The 20,709-nt window shown below is 73.8% G+C and carries 15 protein-coding genes, 1 tRNA gene and 1 pseudogene; 10 read left to right on the top strand and 7 right to left on the bottom strand.

The window, feature by feature from the left end; translation table 11 throughout:
• Positions 1 to 106: 106 nt before the first annotated feature.
• Positions 107 to 967 (top strand): alpha/beta fold hydrolase, encoded by an 861-nt coding sequence (locus tag ACPXBU_RS25500; protein ID WP_425759948.1) that lies wholly within the window; start codon positions 107 to 109, stop codon positions 965 to 967.
• On the opposite strand, the gene ACPXBU_RS25495 is transcribed toward ACPXBU_RS25500, so the two are convergent.
• The 3 genes from ACPXBU_RS25495 to ACPXBU_RS25485 form a co-directional block, all read right to left on the bottom strand.
• Positions 964 to 1,818 carry a tyrosine-type recombinase/integrase gene (locus ACPXBU_RS25495; RefSeq protein ID WP_425759947.1) on the bottom strand — a complete coding sequence of 285 codons (855 nt, stop codon included), beginning with the start codon at positions 1,816 to 1,818 and terminating at the stop codon, positions 964 to 966. The two genes, ACPXBU_RS25500 and ACPXBU_RS25495, sit on opposite strands and share 4 nt — an antisense overlap.
• Positions 1,819 to 1,824: 6 nt before the next feature.
• A complete protein-coding gene (locus tag ACPXBU_RS25490; RefSeq protein WP_425759946.1) occupies positions 1,825 to 1,998 on the bottom strand; it encodes a hypothetical protein in 174 nt (57 codons plus the stop codon).
• A 609-nt stretch (positions 1,999 to 2,607) separates the two neighbouring features.
• Positions 2,608 to 2,694, bottom strand: a tRNA-Leu gene (locus ACPXBU_RS25485).
• A gap of 260 nt (positions 2,695 to 2,954) precedes the next feature.
• Here ACPXBU_RS25485 and ACPXBU_RS25480 point away from each other — a divergent pair.
• The 6 genes and pseudogenes from ACPXBU_RS25480 to ACPXBU_RS25455 form a co-directional block, all read left to right on the top strand.
• A pseudogene (locus tag ACPXBU_RS25480) lies at positions 2,955 to 3,366 on the top strand (tetratricopeptide repeat protein); the annotation flags it as partial.
• Between the two features lie 2,549 nt (positions 3,367 to 5,915).
• Complete coding sequence (locus tag ACPXBU_RS25475) at positions 5,916 to 8,540, top strand: fibronectin type III domain-containing protein (protein ID WP_425759945.1); 2,625 nt, start codon at positions 5,916 to 5,918, stop codon at positions 8,538 to 8,540.
• 27 nt (positions 8,541 to 8,567) lie between these two features.
• The gene (locus tag ACPXBU_RS25470) at positions 8,568 to 9,563 is read left to right on the top strand and encodes an AAA family ATPase (protein ID WP_425759944.1); all 996 of its coding nucleotides are present in this window, start codon (positions 8,568 to 8,570) and stop codon (positions 9,561 to 9,563) included.
• A 14-nt stretch (positions 9,564 to 9,577) separates the two neighbouring features.
• The gene (locus ACPXBU_RS25465) at positions 9,578 to 10,747 is read left to right on the top strand and encodes a DUF58 domain-containing protein (protein WP_425759943.1); all 1,170 of its coding nucleotides are present in this window, start codon (positions 9,578 to 9,580) and stop codon (positions 10,745 to 10,747) included.
• Positions 10,741 to 13,062 (top strand): DUF3488 and transglutaminase-like domain-containing protein, encoded by a 2,322-nt coding sequence (locus ACPXBU_RS25460; RefSeq protein ID WP_425759942.1) that lies wholly within the window; start codon positions 10,741 to 10,743, stop codon positions 13,060 to 13,062. Before ACPXBU_RS25465 ends, ACPXBU_RS25460 begins: the two co-directional genes overlap by 7 nt.
• Positions 13,063 to 13,190: 128 nt before the next feature.
• Complete coding sequence (locus tag ACPXBU_RS25455) at positions 13,191 to 13,982, top strand: class I SAM-dependent methyltransferase (RefSeq protein ID WP_425759941.1); 792 nt, start codon at positions 13,191 to 13,193, stop codon at positions 13,980 to 13,982.
• On the opposite strand, the gene ACPXBU_RS25450 is transcribed toward ACPXBU_RS25455, so the two are convergent.
• Both ACPXBU_RS25450 and ACPXBU_RS25445 read right to left on the bottom strand, forming a co-directional pair.
• Positions 13,979 to 14,770, bottom strand: a complete 792-nt coding sequence (locus tag ACPXBU_RS25450; RefSeq protein ID WP_393362555.1) for an SDR family oxidoreductase — start codon at positions 14,768 to 14,770, stop codon at positions 13,979 to 13,981. The genes ACPXBU_RS25455 and ACPXBU_RS25450 overlap by 4 nt on opposite strands.
• Positions 14,767 to 15,750 (bottom strand): LLM class F420-dependent oxidoreductase, encoded by a 984-nt coding sequence (locus ACPXBU_RS25445; RefSeq protein ID WP_425760046.1) that lies wholly within the window; start codon positions 15,748 to 15,750, stop codon positions 14,767 to 14,769. Before ACPXBU_RS25445 ends, ACPXBU_RS25450 begins: the two co-directional genes overlap by 4 nt.
• 153 nt (positions 15,751 to 15,903) lie before the next feature.
• On the opposite strand from ACPXBU_RS25445, the gene ACPXBU_RS25440 reads away from it, so the two are divergent.
• Together ACPXBU_RS25440 and ACPXBU_RS25435 are read left to right on the top strand one after the other, a co-directional pair.
• Positions 15,904 to 17,118, top strand: coding sequence for a low temperature requirement protein A (locus tag ACPXBU_RS25440; RefSeq protein ID WP_425759939.1), 1,215 nt, complete (start codon positions 15,904 to 15,906; stop codon positions 17,116 to 17,118).
• 92 nt (positions 17,119 to 17,210) lie between these two features.
• On the top strand, positions 17,211 to 18,074 hold the full coding sequence (locus tag ACPXBU_RS25435) for a DUF1028 domain-containing protein (protein ID WP_425759937.1): 864 nt from the start codon (positions 17,211 to 17,213) through the stop codon (positions 18,072 to 18,074).
• 43 nt (positions 18,075 to 18,117) lie between these two features.
• On the opposite strand, the gene ACPXBU_RS25430 is transcribed toward ACPXBU_RS25435, so the two are convergent.
• Both ACPXBU_RS25430 and ACPXBU_RS25425 read right to left on the bottom strand, forming a co-directional pair.
• Complete coding sequence (locus ACPXBU_RS25430) at positions 18,118 to 18,786, bottom strand: maleylpyruvate isomerase N-terminal domain-containing protein (protein ID WP_425759936.1); 669 nt, start codon at positions 18,784 to 18,786, stop codon at positions 18,118 to 18,120.
• Positions 18,787 to 18,794: 8 nt separating this feature from the next.
• Positions 18,795 to 19,682 (bottom strand): phosphatase PAP2 family protein, encoded by an 888-nt coding sequence (locus tag ACPXBU_RS25425; RefSeq protein ID WP_393362566.1) that lies wholly within the window; start codon positions 19,680 to 19,682, stop codon positions 18,795 to 18,797.
• Positions 19,683 to 19,764: 82 nt separating this feature from the next.
• On the opposite strand from ACPXBU_RS25425, the gene ACPXBU_RS25420 reads away from it, so the two are divergent.
• Positions 19,765 to 20,499, top strand: a complete 735-nt coding sequence (locus tag ACPXBU_RS25420; protein ID WP_425759935.1) for a DUF3159 domain-containing protein — start codon at positions 19,765 to 19,767, stop codon at positions 20,497 to 20,499.
• Positions 20,500 to 20,709 lie beyond the last annotated feature (210 nt).

Genomic DNA, 20,709 nt, shown 5'->3' with positions numbered 1-20,709 from the left:
CAGGTTACGGCAGCGCCTAGACAAACGACAACCTGGGTGACTATTATTAGACACCTAAGTTGTCGATTTAGGGAGAGGCATGACAGTCGCATCAGCTGGTCCCACGGTGTCGGGGATCACCCACCACCGCGCCAAGGTCAACGGAACCACCCTGCACTACGTGGCCGCGGGAACCAGCGGATCGCCGATCCTGCTGGTGCACGGGTTCCCCGAGACCTGGTGGACATTCCACAAGCTCATCCCGCTGCTCGCGGTCAACCACCGCGTCTTCGCCGTCGACCTGCGCGGCTTCGGCGACTCGGACAACGAGCCGGGCGAGTACGACAGCAAGACCTCGGCCGAAGACCTGCACCTGCTGATCGAACAACTCGGCGTTGGCCCCGTCCACCTCACCGGCCAGGACATCAGCGGAGCGACGGTCTTTCGTCTGGCCACCACCCATCCACAGGATGTGCGCAGCTTCACCGCCATCGAGATGGGCCTGCCCGGGTTCGGCCTGGAAGCGCTGGCCGACATCACCCACGGCGGCGCCTGGCACATCGGTGTTCTCGCCACGCCCGGCATCCCCGAGATGCTGCTCGCCGGCCGCGAACGCGAGTTCCTCGGCCAATTCGCCTTTCCGGCCATGAGTGCCACCCCGGGGGCCATCACCGACACCGACATCGACGAGTTCGTCCGCACCTACGCCCGCCCTGATGGCTGGCGCGGAGCGACCGGCCTCTACAAGTCGATGCTGCAGGAAGGCGCCGAAATCAAGACCCTCGCACAGACCCGCGGGCTGAAGGCGCCCGTGCTCGCGGTCGGCGCAGGCGGCGGCCCGTTCACCGCCGGCACCATGTCCCAGGCCACGACGGCCGAAGTCAGCTCAGTAACACTCGACGGCGTCGGCCACTACGCTGCGATGGAAGCCCCCGAAGAGCTGGCGAAGGCCATCCTCGACTTCACCGCAAACGTCGACGCCGCCTAACCTCCGTTTCCAGTAAGCGCGCTCTCGGCTACGGCCAGTGGGTGTGGCTGACCGGTGAGGGCAGCCAGTGCGGCGGCGACGGCGTGCAGATCGGCTTTGATGTAGGTGGTGGTGGCGGGTCCGCGGCGGTCGGTGTGGCCGGCGTAGGCGCGGGTCACACCGTAGCCGAAGTGGCGTTCGACCCAGGTCAGGGTGGTGGTGTGGCGCAGCCAGTGCGTGGAGATTCCCTGGGCGGCGACCCACGGCAACTGTCGGCCGATGCGTTTCCACATCAGGTCGTAGCGCCGATAGGTGGCAGGTTGGCCATTGCGATAGCGCAGCAGCGCATCGGTCGGGAGGACGGCGCCGCGGGCTCGGGCATGGTCGTCCAGCCGGCTGGCGAGCATCGGGGTGATGGGCTGCCAGCGTTGCGTGCTGCCCTTCTCGGACAGGCGGATCAGCGCGTGGTCGGTGTCCAGGTCGATCAGGCGCAGCGCGAGAGCCCCGCTGCGTCGGCAGGCCGTTTCGGTGTGCAGGCGCAGGATCAGGGCGTCGAGCACGGTGTCGTTGCCGCCGCTGCGGGCGGCGGCGTTGATGTCGGACAGTTCGTCAGGGGTGAGGGCACGGCGGGTGTTGGGCAGCCGGCGAGGTTTGCGGACCCGGTGGGCCGGGCTGTCCGCGATGGTCAGGTAGCCGTCGGCGATGGCGCGGTTGTAGAAGGCGCGGGCGGCGGCGATGAGGTGCTCGCCGGCGTGCCGGCCGTTGCGGGAGTTGCGGCGAGGGCGGGCGCCTGCGGCGGCCTGCCGCATGAGGGCTTCGATGTCGCTGGCCCGCACCGCGTCAATGCGCAACTCGCCGAGGGTTGCGGCCATCAGTTGCTAGAAGCTGTCGTAGGTGCGTCGGGTGGCCGGGCTCGCCGCGGCGACGACTGGAAGGTACTCGGCGACTGTCGGCACGGCGGGCCGATTACTGTCGGTGAAGTCGGCTGCGGTGAGGCCGAGGTGCTCGAGCAGCGCCCGGGCGGTGGCGACACGATCGGGATCCATGGTCATGAGGGCTCTGCGAGGATGCGGGCGTGCAGGTCGGCCAGGACCGCCGTGATGGTGTGTGAGGGGTGCACGACAATGCGGTTGCGGCGGGGCAGGGCAGCCAGGAGCACGGGTTCGCCGGGAGCGATGCCGCACAGGTGTCGAGCGGCGGCCGGTAGGGCAGCTTCTCGCGGGTGCCCACGACGTGCGCGCCATCGGCGGCCGGGGTGATCAGGATTGCGCCGGTCACGACGTCGACATGCAGCGTGAGGCCCGGTGTCCAGCCCAAGGCCCGCAGCAGTGCACGAGCGGTGACGCGGCCGGCGGCGTCGGGTCGGCCACGTCGAACAGCACGCCATCACTCGGGCGGGCGGCGGGTGCGGGCAGTGTCGGCAGCGGTGCCGGCGCCGGCGATGCGACGGGCAGTGGGGTGGGTATGAGCGCCTCGACGAGCTGCTCGTCGGGCCGGCGAGGGCACGGCCTGCCGGGGCTCACCTAGGCCCCCGCCAGCACGAGGGCGAGGGAGTCAGCGCAGGTGGCGCCAGCTCCCTGGGTCGGTGCGCACATATGAGTCGTCACGGCTCGCGTCCCCACGCGAGAAGAAGTTGATCTCGCGTGGATATCCACGAAGTTTGGTGTCCGAGGGGGGACTTGAACCCCCACGCCCTATACGGGCACTAGCACCTCAAGCTAGCGCGTCTGCCATTCCGCCACCCGGACCTACACGTTAAGCCTACCCTGCCGACCAGATGATCTTTCCACCCGATGTCGGTACGGCGGGCCGCACGGGGAGTTACTGTACACGCCGTCCGTGGATCATGCACATCGCCTTCCGGCGCTCCTCTCTCGGCACTTCCGCCGCTGCTCAAAGGCCCGCTCACGGGCCGCGTACACCCCGTCAACTCGCCGCCCGGGGCGTGTCCGGGTAGCGTCCGGCGGCCCTCTGACGGCAGCATTGCCACGTGCCCCATCCCTCTCCCCTGGCAGCCGCCCAGCACCGGGCCCTCGCCCTGCGCGCCACGGGCGACCTCAGGGCCGCCCGGCAGCTACTCGCGGAGGCCGTCGCATCCGCTCCCCCGCCGTACGGCGACGATCATCCTGAGATGCTGCACACCGCGCACCTGCTGGCGCGGCTGCACCGCGAGGCGGACGATCCGCTCGCCGCCCGCCGGGTGCTGGAGGAGGCGTTCGCGGCGGGCGAGCGGCGTTGGGAGCACTCCGACCCGGTGATGCTCGCGCTCGCCTTCGAACTCGCCGAGGTCGCCGAGGAACTGGGCAACCGGCACGAGGCCCGACGCAACTACACCCGCGTCGCCGCCGCCGGGCCGGCCACCCTCGGGGAGCACCACCCGGCGGTACGCGCCGCCCGCGCCTACCTGGGCCCGTCCGCGTCGACGCCCACCGAGCAGCACGGGCCGGACCCGGTCGCCGCGTCGGCGGAGTCGGGCATCCGGTCGGCGCTGTCCGGCCCGACGCTGTCGATGGCGACGCTGGCCGCGATGCGTCCCTCTGCCGATGGCCCGACGCCCACCAACTCCCCCTGGGCTCCGCCACCGCCGGCCGCACCCCGAGCAACCCCTCCCGGGGTACGCGACACCGCCGCACCCCACCCACCCGACCACACCGCCGCAGCGCCGGCTTCTTCTCCGCGTACGCCAGGCCTTTCCCCGAACACGCCGACGCAGCCCAGCCGGGGGCCCGGCGCACCCGCGGTGGCGCCCCGCCAACGCGTCGACGAGCAACCGCCGGGTTCCGCCCGGGCAGCGGTCAGCCAATCATCCCGGCCGGTGCCGGAGAGCCAGCCGCTCCGATGGGGAGCGGAAAACGCGCCAACCCAGTCGAGCGCCCAGGGCCAACCACCCCGGCCAAGGGCTGAAAGCCAGCCACCGCCGTCTGGCGACCGGCCGCCACCTCGACCGACGGCTGGGCCGACCGCGACGCCCCGACAGCGAATGGGCGACCAGGCGACCCACCCGGCGGCCGACGTGCCGCACCGGCCGTCGACCCCACCCGCCCCGACGCCGGCCGTCACCACGCCAGCGTCGGGGACGCCGGCACCTCCGTGGGACAACCCCACGATCCAGGTACGACAGATCGAGCCGCTCCTCGCCGAGGAGGCTGAACGAGCCGCAGCCGGACCAGCCGGAGCGACCGGACCGGGCGACGCGTCCGCCATCGACGCGACGTCGTCGGGCCGACCGTCCCCGGCCGCTGGGCAGCCGGTGAGCGGACCTCCAGCCCACCCGGTCAGTGGGCCACCGGTCGCCGCACCACCGATCGCGACGCCGCCCGGCCACCGGTACCCGGTCTCCGGGCCACCGGCGCACCTCTCTCCGACGTCCGCACCACCAACCCACCCCCACCCGGTCTCCGCACCATCCAGCCACGGACAGCCCGTCTCCGCACCACCGGGACAGGCCTACTCCGTCTCGGCCCCACCCGGCCACGGACAGCCCGACTCCGCACCACCCGGGCACACCTACCCCGTCTCCGCACCACCCGGCCACGGACAACCGGTCTCCGCACCACCCGGGCACACCTACCCCGTCTCCGCACCACCCGGCCACGGACAACCCGTCTCCGCACCACCCGGCCACGCCTACCCCGTCTCGGCCCCACCCGGCTTCGGGCACCCTGTCTCCGCGCCTCCGGTGAGTGCGCCGCCCGTACCGCCGTGGGGGATGACCGCGCCGCCGTGGAGCCGCAACGCCCCACCGCAACCCCTGCCGACTCCCGGTGCCGGCTCCGCCGAGGGGTCCCCGACGGACGTGGACGACGGTGGCGTGGACGGTGGGTTGGGTGACGGCGAGGCCCCGGTGGTACCGACGCAGCGGACCCCGCCCGCGATGTCCGACCAGACCGAGGTGATCCCGGCCGTCCAGCCGGACAGCGACCCGACCAGGGGCGACGCCAGGTCGCCCCTGGCCGCCGCCGCGCAGTCGAGTGTGGTCGTGCCGTCGGCCGAACCGACCCCGGCAGCGTGGTCGACGGACGCAGGCTTCGGGGCGGCAGGGTCGGCGGACGCAGGCGCCGGGGCCGCGGGGCCGCTGCCGGCCGCACCGCGATCGGCGCCGCAGCACCCTGACCAGTACCCGACCCACACCCAGTACCCGGTCCAGGACCAATATCCGACCCACCCCCAGTACCCGCCCCAGGACCAGTACCCGACTCACGATCAGTACCCGGGCCAGGATCAGTACCCAATTCGGGAGCACCAGCAGACGCAGGTGCCGTACCCGGGTCAGCAGTACCATCCGCTGCCCGACTACCGGCCGTCGTACACCGATGAGGGCGGGTCGGGGCGCAACCGGGCGACGCTGATCGGCGCGGCGGTGGCGGCCGGGGTGGCCGTCGTGGCGGTGGCCGGCCTGGGTGTGGTGGTGCTGACCCGCGACGACCCGCCGCCCGCGGGGACCACGCCGACTGCCACAGCACAGGCGACGGTCGGGCCACCTCCCGGCGATCTGCAGCTCCGCGACGACGCGACCACGATCACGCTGACGTGGACGGACCCGTCCGGCGGGGCGGTGCCGTTCATGGTCGCCGCCGGTCGGGCCGGGCAGCCCCTGGGGGTGATGGCCACCGTGGACCCGGGGCGGACGAGCTACACGGTCAACGGGCTGAACTCGCGGGTGGATCACTGCTTCACCGTGTTGGCGGTCTACTCCACCGACAGCTTCGCGACCTCCGGACAGGTCTGTACGACGCGGGAGCGCGCCACCCCGCCGAGCGGCGGGCCCTCGGCCCGACCGTCGCCGAGCTGAGGCGTGCCGGGCCGACACCGAGCTGAGCTGGGCGTCCACTGCGCACACGCTCGGTATCCACAGGGGTGACGGTGCGGGTTCCCCCGCCACCAGCAGGGCCATATGATGGCACCCGGCTCAGGGGAGGGGCGGCCGCGAGGCACGCCACCTGCCACGACTCACGGGAGGCAGCCGGCTGTGGCCAGCATCGAAGACGCCGTACCGACCGACGCCCCCCGCTCCCGGTCCCGGCTGCGCGGCGGGCTGGTGACCGTTGGCACGGTGGCCGCGCTGCTGGCGGCGATGGGGCTGACCGTCCTCGGGCTCGGCGCGGCCGACAACGCGGTGGCCAACTACGACGCGAGTTCGTGGTTGTGGAGCGCGGCGCGCAGCGAGCTGGCCCGGGTCAACGGGGTCACCGCCCGGGTGGACACCCGCACCGAGATCCCCGGCGCGGTCCGGCACCCGATGCAGATCACCCAGACCGACCGGCTGCTGGTCCTGCGTGACCTGCACACGGGGCAGGTCAGCTCACTGGACCTGGCCACGCTCCAGCTCACCGCGACCACCCGGACCACCCCCGGCCTGGGGGTGAGTGTCGCTCTGCACGAAGATTCGGCGTTCGTCGTCGACGCCGTGCAGGGCATCGTGCGGCAGCTCGACCCGCGGTCGCTGACCCCGGTCGGCGAGCCGGTGCACTATCCCCCGGGCATCACCGGCGGGACGTTCGACGGTGAGGGCCGGCTCTGGGTCGCGGTGCCGAGCCAGGGCACCGTCTCGGCGATCACCGCCGCCACGTTGCCGTCCGCGCCGGCCTCGGCCGCGCCCGCCGGTGCCGGGCTCAGCCCGAAGCAGATCGAGTCGTACGACGTCGCCGAGGCCAGCCACGAGCTTGCGGTGTCCACCCTGGACGAGGGGGTGGCGGTGCTCGACCGCACGGCCGGGAAGCTGGTACGGGTGCAGCAGGGCAAGGTCCACCCGACGCCGTTGACGTTGTCCGGTGCGGTGGCGATGCCCACCCGCACCAGCGGGCAGCGAGTTCCGGTCACCGTGCCCGCCGAGCGGCGGGTGCTGGTGGTGGGTGACGGTGGGGAGGAGCGGGCCTTCACGGTGCCGGGCGAGGGCGACCGGCTCAGTGCGGCGGTGGCGTGGGCGGACCGGTTCTACTGCGCCGACGAGGCCACCGGCAAGATCTACGCCTTCGACACGGGTGGTCAGCTGGTCGAGACGATCAGCGGGCGGGCGAACGGGCCGCTGGAGCTGGAGGTCCGGGAGAATCACCTGTTCATCAACTCTCCCGACGCGTCGACCGCTCGGGTGGTGGACGACAAGCACCAGGTGCGCGAGGTCGACAAGTACGCCAACGACGTGCTCGGCGGCGATCCGCCACCTGTTGCCCCGCCGCCGCCCCCGCCGAAGAAGCCCCGGGTGGGCAAGCCGAGCGCGCCGCGCAGTGTCACCGCCGCCGCCGGCAACGCCCAGGCGCGGGTGAGTTGGCGGCCGGCCGCCGCGAACGGCGCCGAGATCATCAAGTACGTGGTGGAGGGTGCCGGCCAGCGCCTGGAGGTGGGTGCCAACCAACGCGCGGTGGAGGTCAAGAGCCTGACCAACGGCGAGACGTACCGGTTCGCGGTGCACGCCGTCAACGCCAAGGGCGACGGTCCGCCGCGCAACAGCAACCCGGTGATCCCGACGGCCGCGGTGCCCGATCCGCCGGCAAGCGTGACCGCCCAGGAGCGACCGGACGGCACGGTGCTGGTGAAGTGGCCGGCGGCGAACGGCCAGGGCAACACCATCGCCCGGTACGCCGTGACGGCCAGTTCGGCGGGGACGAACGCGCCGGTCGGTGAGTCGACGAAGACGGAGCTGGTGGTGCCCGCCGGTGAGTTGGAGTTCGGCACCCAGTACGCGTTCACGGTTGTCGCGGTCAACGACAAGGGCGCCGGTTCGGCGGCGTCGCCGGTCAGCAACACGGTGGTGCCGTTCGCGGTGCCCGGTGCGCCGCTCGACCTGCGGGCCGGCACTGTCGCCAACCAGCCGGGCGCGGTCACGGTGCAGTGGGCGCCGGCCGAGGCCAATGGTCGTCCGGTGACGAAATACCTGGTCGACGTCGGTGGGCGGGTCAGCGAGGTGGCCGACACGCGCACGACGGTCACCGGGTTGGGCAACGGCCAGAACGTGACCGTGAAGGTGAGGGCGGTGAACGAGGCGGGGCCGGGTCCGGAGGCCACCGCCACCGCCCGCACGGTCGCCGAGCCACGGGTCACGGTGACCGGCTCGTCGGCGACGGCCGTCGGGGCGACCGTGACGTTCACTGTGGACGCGGGCGGCGGGCAGGCCACCTGCGCGGTGAGCACGCCGGGTGAGCCGACGAAGGCCGGGGCGTGCTCCAGCATCACGATGACGGGCCTGACGCCGGGCACGGCGTACACGTTCACGGTGACGGCGACAAACGCCGCCGGCAAGGGCACGGCGACGAGGGACCAGGCCACACCCGCGCTGTACGGGATCGCGACCTGTCGTAACGGCGCTTCCGGGCCGGAGTCGACCTACTGCGACGAGGACAGAAGCGGCCGCAACGGCAACGAGATCTTCAAGGTCGCCGAGCAGGACAACGACAAGCAGGTCGGCTGGGCGGAGCCCGGCACCCGGTTGAAGGCGTACTGCAAGAAGTCGGGTGAAGAGGTCTACGCGTACATCTACAACAACGAGAAGCGCAGCAAATGGTGGGTGCAGGTCGAGTACAGCGGGAAGAACTACATTCCCTGGGCCTGGCTCAACCTGGAGGGCGGCGACGACATCAACGTCCTGCCCACCTGCTGAACCACCAGCCAAGGAGCACCGCCGACCGTGAACACCCACGAGCCGCTCACCCAGCCGGAGGTGCAGGGCTTCGCCGCCCTGGCCGCCCGGCTGGCCGAGAACGTCAACGCGGTGGTGCTCGGCAAACCGCAGGTGGTGCGGCTGGCGCTGACCGCGCTGTTCGCGCAGGGTCACGTGCTCCTGGAGGACGTGCCGGGGGTCGGTAAGACGACCCTGGCGCGGGCCATCGCCGCCACGGTGAAGGGTGAGTGGCGGCGTATCCAGTTCACGCCCGACCTGCTCCCGTCGGACGTGTCCGGGGTGACCATCTTCAACCAGGCGAGCCGGGACTTCGAGTTTCATCCGGGCCCGGTCTTCGCCAACATCGTCATCGCCGACGAGATCAACCGGGCGTCGCCGAAGACCCAGTCGGCGCTGCTGGAGGTGATGGAGGAACGCACGGTCACCGTGGACGGGGTCCGGCACCCGGTGCCGTCGCCGTTCCTGGTGGTGGCCACGCAGAACCCGGTGGAGATGGACGGCACCTACCGGTTGCCCGAGGCGCAGTTGGACCGGTTCCTGGTGAAGCTGTCCGTCGGCTACCCGGACGAGGCGGTCGAGGTGGAGGTGCTGCGGGGTGCGACGGTGCGGTCCCCGGAGGCTCTCGCCCCGGTCACCGACACCGCCACCGTCGGGGAGATGGTCCGGATGGCGCGCCGGGTGCACATCGCCGAGCCGCTCTACGCGTACGCGGTCCGGTTGGCCGCCGCGACCCGCACCCACCCGCAGGTGCGGGTCGGGGTCAGTCCCCGGGGTGTGATCGCGTTGACCCGTGCGGCGTGCGCGTACGCGCTCGTCGACGGGCGGGGTTGGATCATGCCGGAGGATCTGAAGGCGCTCGTCGAGGCGGTGTTCGCGCATCGGTTGCTGTTGACGCCGGACGCCCAGGTGCGCGGGACGACCGCCGCCGAGGTGCTGCGTCAGGCCGTCGCCTCGGTGCCGGTGCCCCTGCCGTCGGGGCAGCCCGCTCCGGTGCAGGGCTGACCGGCAGCAGCGCGATGGGGATCACCGCCCGTGGGATCGGGCTGCTCGTCGCCGCCGTGGTGCTGCTGGGGACGGGTTTCCGGTTCGCGTACCCCGAGTTGACGTTGCTGGGCGCGGCGGCCGGGGCGGCCGTCGGCTACGCGGCGCTGGTCGCGGCCTGGCGGCCCCGGCTGACGGTGACCCGGCACGCCGATCCGGATCGGGTGGCGCGTGGCGAGCCGGCGAGCATGACGTTGACCGTGCGCAACGCGGGCCGGCTGCGGTCGGCGAACCTGTTGGCCGAGGACCGGTGTGGGGAGCGCAGCGTGCCGGTGCCGGTGTTGCGTCTGCGGCCCGGCCGGGACACCGAGGTCCGCTACGACGTGCCGACCCACAGGCGTGGGGTGGTGCCGGTGGGGCCGCTGCGGGTGACCCGGCGCGATCCGCTGGGGTTGGTGGCGTTGGCCCGCCCGTACGGCGCGGCGGTGCCGGTCTGGGTGTACCCCCGGGTGCACCCGCTGACGGCGGTGCCGCGCGGTGCCGGGCGCAGCCTCGACGGCCGGGTGGACGGGGTGCCGCACGGTTCGATCACGTTCGACTCGCTGCGGGAGTACGTGGTCGGCGACGAGCTGCGCCGGGTGCACTGGCGGACCAGCGCCCGGGTGGGTGAGCTGATGGTGCGGGAGAACGTGGACACCAGCCTGCCGCACCTGATCGTGCTCGTGGACAACCGCGCCGCCGCGCACCCGCAGCGGGTGGGTCAGGTGGCGGAGTCGTTCGAGTCGGCCTGTGAGGCGGCGGCGTCGATCGTCACCGCCGCGCACCGCGCCGACCTGCCGGTGGTGTTGCTGTTCGCCGGCGGGGAGCCGGCCGCGCCGGGCGGGGCGCCGGAGGGCGGCTCGGCGCTCGGTCCGCTGGATCGGCTCGCCGCCGCCGAACTCGCCGCCGCCGACGACGCGGTCCGCGCGGCGACCACCCGGCTGCGCCAGGACCGGCTCGGTGACACGTTGATCTTCCTGACCGGGCCGGGTGGGCGCGAGGACCTGGGGCACGTCGGGGCGCTGCGGGGGGCGTACCCGTCGGTGGTGGTCGGGGTGTTCGGCGCGGCCGAGCCGACGCCGCCGGGCGCGGCCGGCCTGGTGGTGGTCGACGCGGCGGACGGCGCGCAGTTCGCCGCCGAGTGGGACGGGGTACGCCGGTGGTGACGGGCGCCGTGCGGGTGCTGCGGGCGGCGGTGGTCCCGCTGGCGCTGATCGGGTTGACCGCGCTCGCCGGGGTGGTGCTGGGCCGGGTGTACGCGGGGAGTCTGCTGACCGGGCTGGTCGTCGGCGCGGCGGCCGGTTCGGTGCTGGTCAGCGTGGCCGCCCAGCGGCTGCCGTCCTGGCTGGTGGCACCGGTGTCGGTGGCCGCGATGGTCGGCTGGACACTGTGGTCGCTGCGGCTGGCCGCCGACCGGGCCGCGCTTCCGGGCGGTCTGCTGGAGATCACCGGCGATGCCGCGCGCAACGGTATTCCGCGGCTGCTGACCGCGATGATCCCGGTGGAGCCCACCCCGGACACGGTGCTGGTGCCCGTGGTCGCCGCCTGGCTGGCCGGGCTGGCCGGCGCGGAGGTCGCGCTGCGCACCGGCCGGGTGCTGCTGGGCTACCTGCCGGCGGCGGGGCTCTACGCCGCCGCCCTCTACGTGGTGGGCCCGAATGCCGCCCCGGCGGTCGGGGTGACGGTGGCGTTCGTCGCGGTCGCGGCTGTCGGTCTGGCGGCCCCCACCGGCGCGGCGTCGGCCGCCGCCGATCCGGGCACCGAGCTGGCCCCTCGGGTACGCGCGGCGGTGCGGCTGCGGCTGGCCACCAGCGCGGCGCTCGGGGTGGCGCTCGTGGTCGGGCTGGTCGCGCTGCTCGGACCGGTGGTGGCCGACCAGGTCGACGGGCGGCCGGTGGACCCGCGCCGGTACGTGGAGCCGCCGCAGGTGCAGACACTCGACGAGAACCCGCTGATCCGGATCTCCGGCTGGGCGCTGCGCCCGGAACAGAAGCTCCTCGACGTGAGCACGGAGCGCGCCGGTGTCGCACCCCAGGTGTCCGTGGGCGCCCCGCCGGGGGCCGAGCCGGCCGGCAACGCCGGCGGCGGTGCGCGGATCCGGTTGGCGGTGCTCAGCGACTACGACGGGGTGACCTGGCGGGTCGGCGCGACGTACCGCAACGCTGGGCGGATCCTGCCGGCCGCCGCCCCGTCCCGGGACAGCACTGTGGAGACGGTCCGCCAGCAGATCACCGTGGCGGAGCTGAGCGGTCGGCTGCTGCCCGCGGTGGCGACGCCCCGGGAGGTCAGCGGCGCGCGGGTGGCGTACGACCCGGCGAGCGGGACGTTGATCCGGCCGGAGGGGTTGACGCCGGGGCTGCGGTACGCGGTGACCTCCGCCGAGGAGCAGCCGGACCCGAACCTGTTGGCCAGTGCGAACGTGCCCGCCGGTGCGGAGGTGGCCCGGGTGCTGCGGGTGGCCGACGGGGTGCCCGACCCGATGCGCCGGCTGGCCGCGCAGCTCGCCGAGGAGAACGGCGCGCCGTACGCGCGGGCGCAGGCGATCGAGCAGTTCCTGGCCGAGCACTACCGGGTGGTGGCGGACGCGCCGAGTGGGCACGCGTACCCGAATCTGGGTTTCTTCCTCTTCGGGCCCCGGGCCGGCGGCGGGCAGGAGGGCACGTCGGAGCAGTTCGCGGCGGCGTTCGCGGTGCTCGGCCGCCTGTCCGGGCTGCCGACCCGGGTGGTGGTGGGTTTCCGGGCCGGTAAGCAGGGGCCGGTGCTCGCCGGTGACGCGTTCGCCTGGCCGGAGGTGCTCTTCGACGGGCTGGGTTGGGTGCCGTTCGACCCGCTGCCCCGCCCGAACGAGGAGCCGAGGCCGGTGGAGGAGGATTTCCGCCCGACACCCGAGGATCCGCCGCCGTCGGAGGCGCCCGCGCCGACCGTGGAGCCGAGCGCGTCACCGGAGCCGGTCGCCGCCGGTGACGGACCACCCGGCCGGGCTGGCGTGTCCACGCCGCTGCTGGTCGCCGGCGGCAGTGGTGGCCTGGTGCTGCTGGTGGGGGCGCTGCTGCTCACCCTGCTGGCGATGCGCCGCTCGCTCACCCGCGCCCGGCTCGGTCGGGGCGATCCCGGTCAGCGCATCGCCGGCGCCTGGCGGGAGGTCACCGACGCGCTCCGGCTGGCCGGCCGACCGGTCGGGGACGACCTGGCCGCCACCGAGGTCGCCGGGCACGCCCGCCAGACCCTCGCCGCCGCCCGTGCGGGGACGACCGCCGACGGTACGACCGCCGACGGTACGACCGACGGGCCGGCCGTCGACGATCTGGCGGCCCTGCTCAACCAGGTGGGCTTCGCCCCGGGTGCCGCGACACCCGACCAGGCCGCCCGCGCCGCCGAGGTGGCGATGGCCTATGTCAACACCCTGCGCTCCGCGCGTCCCTGGTGGCGTCGCCTCCTCTGGTCGGTGCACCCCACTCCCCTGCGCCGCGCCCGCCGCTGATCGCACGCTCGCTCGGCCGAGTGCTTCGTTGATCTCGACCAGGAGAGCGGCCGATCGGCCCGCCCGCTGCGCGAAACATGCTGGCGGTGCGTACGCGCGACCGTGAGGATCAGGGGGTGGATCAGCACATGAGCGACATCGTCGACTACTACACGGTGCGCTACCGCGAGGACCAGCGCCTGTCCGCCCGGCCGCAGGCTCGACTGGAGTGGACCCGCACGATGGAGCTGCTGCTGGATCTCCTGCCCGGCCCGGGTGCCCGGGTGCTGGACATCGGTGGGGGCACCGGCGAGTACGCGCGGGCTCTGGTGGACGCCGGCTACAAGGTCCGCCTCGTCGACCTGGTGCCGAGTCACGTGGCGCAGGCCCGCGCCGGGCAGCCTCCGGTCGAGGCGGAGGTCGGCGACGCTCGTGCGTTGCCCGATGCCGACGGGGTGTACGACGCCGCGCTGCTCCTGGGTCCCCTCTACCACCTGGTGCGCCGCGTCGATCGGCTACAGGCGCTGCGGGAGGCCGTCCGGGTCACGCGTCCCGGCGGTCACGTCGTGGCCGCTGTCATCTCACGCTTCGCCGGCCCGCTGGACTTCGCGGCCACCGGGCGACTGGACCGGAGGCTGCTCGACGAGGCCAGGGCACTGCTCACCGACGGCGTCAACGACGCACAGATCGGTTTCACCCATGCCTATTTCCATCGGGTCGAGGAACTGACCGACGAGTGCTCGGCAGCGGGGCTGACCGACGTCGTCGTACACGGGGTGGAGGGGCCGGCGTGGACCGCGGCGGAGGCGGCGGCGAACGGATCGGCGGCGGACACGGTCTTCGCCGCGGCGTTGGACCTCGCCCGGCTCTACAGCAGCGAGCCGGCGCTGATCAGTTCGAGTGCCCATCTCCTGGCCGCCGGACGCGTCCCGCTGCCCTAACCGGTCAGACGGCGGACGAGTTTGCGCATGCCGGCCTGCCAGCCGTCCGGGTCTTCGGCGCGGCGGCGGGCGTAGTCGGCGACCTCCGGGTGCGGCAGGATCAGGAAACGTTCCTCGGCCAGCCCGGCGACCGCCGCCTCGGCGACCTGGTCGGGCGTGAGGACCGCCCCGGACGCGGCGACCACCCGGGCACCGAGATGACCGCTCACGATCCCGTCGGTGAGCATCGGAGTGTCCACCCCCTGCGGGCAGAGCGCGCTGACCCGGATGCCCCGGTCGCGGTAGGTGATGGCGAGCCACTCGGCGAACCCCACCGAGGCGTGCTTCGTCGCGGTGTACGGGGCATCGCCCACCGCGGTCAGCACACCCGCCGCCGAGCAGGTGTGCAGCAGGTGACCGCCACCCCTGGCGAGCATCCCGGGCAACACCGCGCGGGCCGAGTAGACGTGGGCGAGCACGTTCACCCGCCACGCCCGGTCCCAGCCGGCGTCGTCGACCTCCACTCCCCCGCCGGTGGTCACCCCCGCGTTGGCGCAGAACAGGTCGATCCGGCCGTAGCGCTCCTCGGTGTCGGCCACCAGGTCGCGTACCTGCTCCTCGTCGGTGACGTCGAGGGCGATGGCGTGCGCGACCGGGCCGATGCCCTCGGCCACGGCGTCCGCCGCGGCGGCGTCCAGGTCGGCGACCACCACGGCGGCGGCCCCCTCCGCGGCGAAGCGGCGGGACAGCGCCGCGCCGATGCCGCCGGCCCCGCCGGTGACCACCACGATCCGGTCGGTGAGGTTCACGCGGACGCTCCCACGGTGTCGGCCCCGAGCTGGGCGATGAGGTTGAGCAGCGCGGTCGCGCCGCCGGCGGTGATCTCCGGGGTGGGCAGCAGCGCCATGATCGGCACGTCGACACCGGCGTCGGCGTAGCGGCGCACCTCGGCGCGGCACCGCTCCGGTGCGCCGTGCAGCACCAACGCGTCGACCACGTCGTCGGGCACCGCCGCGTTGGCGCCGCGCCGGTCACCGGCGGCCCAGGCCGCCCACATGGGCCCGAGCGCCTCGTCCCGGCCGAGCCAGCGGTGGAACTCGGCGTACGCCCCGACGGTGAGGTAGCTGGTGATGAGCCGGCGGCCCAGTGCTCGGGCGTACGCGGCGTCCTCGGTGGGGCAGACGAAGATCCGGGCGGCGACCTCGAAGCCGGCGCGCCGCTCGCCCAACTCGGCGAGGGCCCGCGGCACGTCGTCGGCGCTGAGCCAGTTGAGGATGACGCCGTCGGCCTCCGCACCGGCCAGCCGGAGCATCCCCGGGCGCAGCGCGGCCAGCAGGATCGGTGGCGGCACCGCCGGCGGTTGTTCGAGCGTGAACCGGCGGATGGTGAACGTGTCGTAGGCCTCGTCGACGGTCTCGCCGCGCAACGCGGCGCGCAGGAAGCGCAGCACGTCGCGGGTACGGCGGAACGGCTCGTCGAACGGCACGGCGTTCCAGTCCCGCACGAGCACGGGTGAGGACGCGCCGATGCCGAGGGCGAACCGGCCCGGCGCGGCCTCGGCCAGCGCCGCCGCGCTCATCGCCAGCAGTCCGGGGCCGCGGGTGAAGGCCGGCGCGATCGCGGTGCCCAGTCGCAGGCCCGGCTGCCAGGCCGCGGCGAGCGCCAGCGGGGTGAACGCGTCGGTCCCGGCGACCTCGGACGACCAGACGTCGGTGAACCCGGCCTCGTCGAGGGCCGCGTAGGCCGCGTCGTGGTGCGCCAGCGCGAGCCCGCCCAGCGGCACCGTCATGCCCCATCGATTCGTCACCGATCGATCGTGCCCGTTGACGGGGGTACGGGCAAGATCCCCGGGTTGGGCAGAATCGCCGGTTTCCGGTCGCCCGTGCCGGCGCGGATGCTACGACTTCGAGGTGGACCGGACCAACGGCGCAGGCCGCTGACCATGGGTTCCGGGGCAGCGGGGCACCTGGAGCCGGCCAAACGCGACCCGGGCCGGGCGACCTTCCTCGAACTTTTCTTCGACCTGGTGTACGTCTTCGCGCTCACCCGGATCTCGGCGCGCGCGTTCGAGGACCTGACCGACGGGCCGGCTCGGGAGCACGTCATGGCGGCGGTCACCGGGAGCGGCAAGACGTTGCTGCTGCTGCTCGCGCTCTGGTCGGTCTGGCAGGGCACCGCGTGGACGACGAGCCGCTACGACCCGTACCGGGTGCCGCTGCAGACCGTGGTGATCACCGCGTTGGTGTGCAGCATGCTGCTCGGGGTGGCGATCCCCCGGGCGTTCAGCGAGACCGCGCTGATGTTCGCGGTGGCGTACGTGGTCGCGCAGGTGGCCCGTCCGGTGATCCTGTCGCTCGCGTTGGGCGCCCACCCGTACCGCCGGCTGAAGGTCCGCATGGCTGTGGTGTTCTCCGTCAGCGGGGTCCTCTGGATCACCGGGGCGCTGCTGCCCACCAACACGCAGGTCACGCTCTGGACGGCGGCGCTGGTCCTCGAGTACCTGGCCGCCCGGTGTGGCTGGCCGGTGCCGGGGCTGGGTCGCTCGACGGTCTCCAAGTGGGAGATCGCCGGGGAACACCTGGCGGAGCGGTACCAGCAGTTCTTCCTCGTCGCGCTCGGCGAGACGATCCTGGTCGCGGGTTTCGCGTACAGCGAGGGACCGTACGAGTCGGGGCACGCGTGGGCGTTCGCGCTCGCGTTGGCCACCTCGATCCTGCTGTGGCGGATCTACGTGCAACGGGCCGGGCGGATTCTGGGCGAGGCGGTGGTGAAGGCCCGACACCCCGCCACCATCGGCCGGTCGGCGGCCGACACCCACCTGGTGATGGTGGTCGGTCTCGCGGCCACCGCGATCGGCTACGAGCTGATCATCCAGCATCCGCTGGAACAGATCCCGGGACCGTGGCTGGCCATGGCGCTCGGTGGCCCGGCCCTGTTCCTGGCCGGGCGGGCCCGCCTGGAGTACGAGGTGTTCGCGCGGGTGTCCCCGTCCCGGTGGATCGCCCTGCTGGTGTTGGCGGCGTCGGCGGTGCCACTGCTGTTCCTGCCCGGTGTGTTCGCGAGCGCGGTCGGGGTGCTGGTGTTGGCCGTCGTCGTGGTCGTCGACGCCCGCCGGGCGTACGGCGCCCCACCGGAGGCCGCCACGCCACCCTTCTGAGCCAGCACGGCACGACGACGCCCGTCGGGGGCTGTGTCAAACCCCTGACCGGCCTGCGACGGGCCCAGGCGACGCCCGTCTAGGCTCGGCGGGTGACCTTCTCGCTCGTCGCCCGCTCCACCGACGCCCGCCTGCACGGCGTCGTCGTCGCCAGCAAGTTCCTCGCCGCCGGGGCGCTGGTGCCGGCTGCCGCCGCCGAGGTCGGCGCGCTTGCCACCCAGGCGCACGTCAACCTCGCGTACCGTCCGCAGGGCCTCACCCTGCTGCGTACCGGGGTGGCTGCGGCCGACGTGGTGGCCGGGCTGGTCGCCGCCGACCCCGAGCGGGAGCACCGCCAGCTCGGCGTGGTGGGCGTCGAGGGACCGGGCGCCACCTGGACCGGGCCGGCCTGCCACCCGTGGGCGGGTGGGCGGACCGGCGACGGCTGGGCCGCACAGGGCAACGTGCTCACCGGCCCGGAGGTCGTCGACGCGCTTGGCGACGCCTGGCTGGCCGGGTCGGCGCTGCCGTTCGCCGAGCGGCTGGTCGCCGCGTTGCGAGCCGGCGACGAGGCCGGCGGCGACCGGCGGGGTCGGCAGAGCGCCGGGCTGCTGGTGGTCGAGCGCGGCGGCGGGTACGGCGGCACCAGCGACGTGCTCGTCGACCTTCGGGTGGACGATCACCCGGACCCGGTCGCCGAGCTGGGTCGGCTGCTCGCCGTGCACACCATGCTGTTCAGCCGGCCCGACCCGGCCACCCTGCTCGACCTGAGCGGCGCGGTCGCCGACGAGGTGGCGGCGTTGCTCGCCGCGCTGGGCCATCCGGTGGCCGACGGCGGCACGGAGGCGGCGTTGGTCTCCTGGGCGGGGCTGGAGAACCTGGAGGAGCGGCTGGTGCCGGGGCGGATCGACCCGGTGGTGCTGACCCACCTGCGCGGCGTCGCCCCGCACGTCCCCGCACCCCGCGCCGCGAGCTGACCGTCACCGCACGAACGGTGACCGATGCCCCCGGGTGGGCGGGTCAGCGGCCGAAGGTGAGCCAGCGGAAGTCGGCGGCGTCGATCGCGGACCGCTCCGGGGCGGTCAGCGCCGCCCGTCCGGTGGTCTTGCGGATCAGGGTCAGCCGGTCCCAGCGCAACCCGGCGGGCGCCGGTCGGCCCCCGGTGAGCAGGTCCGCGATCACCTCGGCCGCCGGTGGGGTGAGCCAGGGCGGGCGGCCCAGCGCGGCGGCCAGGTCCAGACCGTGCACGCCCACCTCGACGACCCGGGTCCGCAGGAACTCGGTGACGCCCATCGCGTCGCCGTGCCGGGTCCGGACGACGCGATCGGGCGGCGCGGCGGCGACCGCGGCGTCGGTGGCCCGCCAGGCGCGCTCGAACTCGGTCGCCAACGCCGCCCGGTCTGCCGGCGACGCGTCGCGGCGGGCTCCGGCGATCCGGTCGGCGTCGACAGTCGGGGTGAACTTCGCCAGGCCGAAATAACCGGCGGCGTCGACCTCGGCGCGGGGCGGGGCCGGCGCGGCGAGCATGTCGGTCAGCCGGCCGACTCCGGTGCGCACGTGCGCGACCAGCTCCCGGACCGTCCACGGTGGACAGTTGGTGGGCCGGTCCAGGTCGGCGTCGACAAGCTCGGCGAGGATCTCGGTGAGCCGCGCGCACTCCGCGGCGAACGCCCTGCCGACCGGGTCCATCGGTCCGCTCAGCCCTTGACCCTGGGCACCAGCCGGTGCACGACGGTGAGCACCAACGCCATCACCACCGCCATCGTGCCGGCGATCCCGGTGGCGCTGCCCGCGTACGCGACGAACAGGGGTTGGCGGCTCAACTCGTCCGGGCCGGTGTCGCGCAGGCCGACCAGCCAGGTGAGGCACAGCCCGCAGGCGACCAGGGCGAGCACCCCGGCCCCCCCGAGCACCAGCGCGACCGTACGGTGCGCGTCGCCGGGAGCGACCTCGGCCTGCTCCCGCTGGGTGATCAGCAGGACCAGCCCGGCCAGTGCCGCCCACACACCCACCACCAGGTACGCGGCGATCGCGTCGCTGGGTCGGTGCCAGCCGGCGGAGAGGGTGGCGACGCCTGCGGTGGCGGCATAGGCCGCGGCGAGGACGGCACCGACCGCCCGCACCTTGGCCGGCAACACGAGCACCAGCGCGACAGCCACCGCCGCGGCCACCGTGGTGTGCCCGCTGGGCAGGCTGTTGCCCACCCCGGCGCGCTCCGGGTCGACGCCGTAGTCGGGCCGGTTCAGCCCGTACTTCAGCAGTTGGGTCGAGACGTTCGCCCCGGCGATCAGGAGCGTCGCGGTGATCGCCAGGGCGATCCGTCCGCGGATCAGCGCGATGAACCCGATCATCGCGGTGGCGGCGAGCAGGGAGACCACCGACATCGCGTTGAGGATCCGGTCGACGGGGCCCTCGATGGTGTCCTGCCCGATCCGGTTGCCGGTGAGGGCGACGGTGTCCACCCACTGGCCGATCTCGGTGTGCAGGGCCACCCGCCACACGGCGAGGAAAGCGGCCGTCTGGACAAGGGCCAGAACGACCAACCAGACCGCGGTCCAACCCCGTGCCGTCGCGCGCATCCGCACACCGTAGCGGCAGGTGTCGGACTGCCGACCGGTGGCCCGCCGCCCGCCGACGGTTAGGTTGTGCCAGAGCGAGGAGGCGGCGATGGGCGGAACACCCGAGCACGGCGATGGCCAGGCCGCACCCGGTCTGGACCAGCGGGTGAGCCCCGACCGGGGCCCCGACGGGCGGGCGCGCGCCGAGTCGCTCGCGGACCTGTTGGGCGGGCGGGGCGGGGCCGTCGACGCCACCCTGCCGCCGCTCGCGTTCGCGGCGGGCTGGCTGCTGGGCGGCGAGTCGCTGTGGGGTGGGATCGGCGCGGCGCTGGCCGTGGGCGCGACGGTGGCCGGCGTACGGCTGCGCCGGGGTGACCGGCCGCGGTCGGTGCTTGTCGGTCTGCTGGCCGTCTGCGTCGCGGCGCTGATCGCGGTGCGCACCGGCCGGGCCGAGGACTTCTTCCTCATTCAGGTGCTGTCCAACGCCGCCAGCGCTCTCGCCTGGGCGGTCAGCATCGTGGTGCGCTGGCCGCTGCTGGGTGTGTTGGTCGGTGGGGTGCTGGGCCAGCGCACCCGGTGGCGGCGCGACCGGGCGCTGCTGCGCGGGTACGGCCGGGCGAGTTGGGTGTGGACGGCGACCTACCTGGTGCGGCTGGCGGTGTTCGTGCCGCTGTACCTGGGTGGGCAGGTGCTCGCGCTGGTGGTGGCCCGGGTGGCGTTGACCTGGCCGCTGGTCGCCGCGGCGCTGGCAGTGAGCTGGGTGGTGCTGCGGCGGTCGTTGCCGGCCGGGCACCCCGGTCTGCGTCATCCGGTCGGTGCGGAGCCGCCGGCGCCGCCGGGCTGAACCAGGGCCGACCAGGGGCGCTGCGGGCAAAAAAGTGGAGAGGCCGCCACGGGGGGAGCGGCCTCTCCGGTGACGTACGTTACTCCGTTCCGGACCTCGGCGTGATCCCGTGACGGCCCGAATTTCTGGGCTTTTTCGCGGTTGGCTCCAGTCCGGGCGGTGGGGTGGGCCAGCCGATCCGCTGCGTCGGCCAGATGGCCGGCCCACCCC

The sequence above is a fragment of the Micromonospora sp. DT231 genome (assembly GCF_049847025.1).
In the GTDB taxonomy this organism is placed as follows: Bacteria; Actinomycetota; Actinomycetes; order Mycobacteriales; family Micromonosporaceae; genus Micromonospora.
This window is presented reverse-complemented; position numbering and strand designations above follow the sequence as displayed.

What these genes read in the sequence shown, in the direction of transcription:
- ACPXBU_RS25490 (WP_425759946.1), bottom strand. Translation starts at nt 1,998, where the DNA reads ATGACCATGGATCCCGATCGTGTCGCCACCGCCCGGGCGCTGCTCGAG.
- ACPXBU_RS25445 (WP_425760046.1), bottom strand. Translation starts at nt 15,750, where the DNA reads ATGACGGTGCCGCTGGGCGGGCTCGCGCTGGCGCACCACGACGCGGCC.
- ACPXBU_RS25430 (WP_425759936.1), bottom strand. Translation starts at nt 18,786, where the DNA reads ATGGACCCGGTCGGCAGGGCGTTCGCCGCGGAGTGCGCGCGGCTCACC.
- ACPXBU_RS25465 (WP_425759943.1), top strand. Translation starts at nt 9,578, where the DNA reads ATGGGGATCACCGCCCGTGGGATCGGGCTGCTCGTCGCCGCCGTGGTG.
- ACPXBU_RS25420 (WP_425759935.1), top strand. Translation starts at nt 19,765, where the DNA reads ATGGGCGGAACACCCGAGCACGGCGATGGCCAGGCCGCACCCGGTCTG.
- ACPXBU_RS25440 (WP_425759939.1), top strand. Translation starts at nt 15,904, where the DNA reads ATGGGTTCCGGGGCAGCGGGGCACCTGGAGCCGGCCAAACGCGACCCG.
- ACPXBU_RS25455 (WP_425759941.1), top strand. Translation starts at nt 13,191, where the DNA reads ATGAGCGACATCGTCGACTACTACACGGTGCGCTACCGCGAGGACCAG.
- ACPXBU_RS25495 (WP_425759947.1), bottom strand. Translation starts at nt 1,818, where the DNA reads ATGGCCGCAACCCTCGGCGAGTTGCGCATTGACGCGGTGCGGGCCAGC.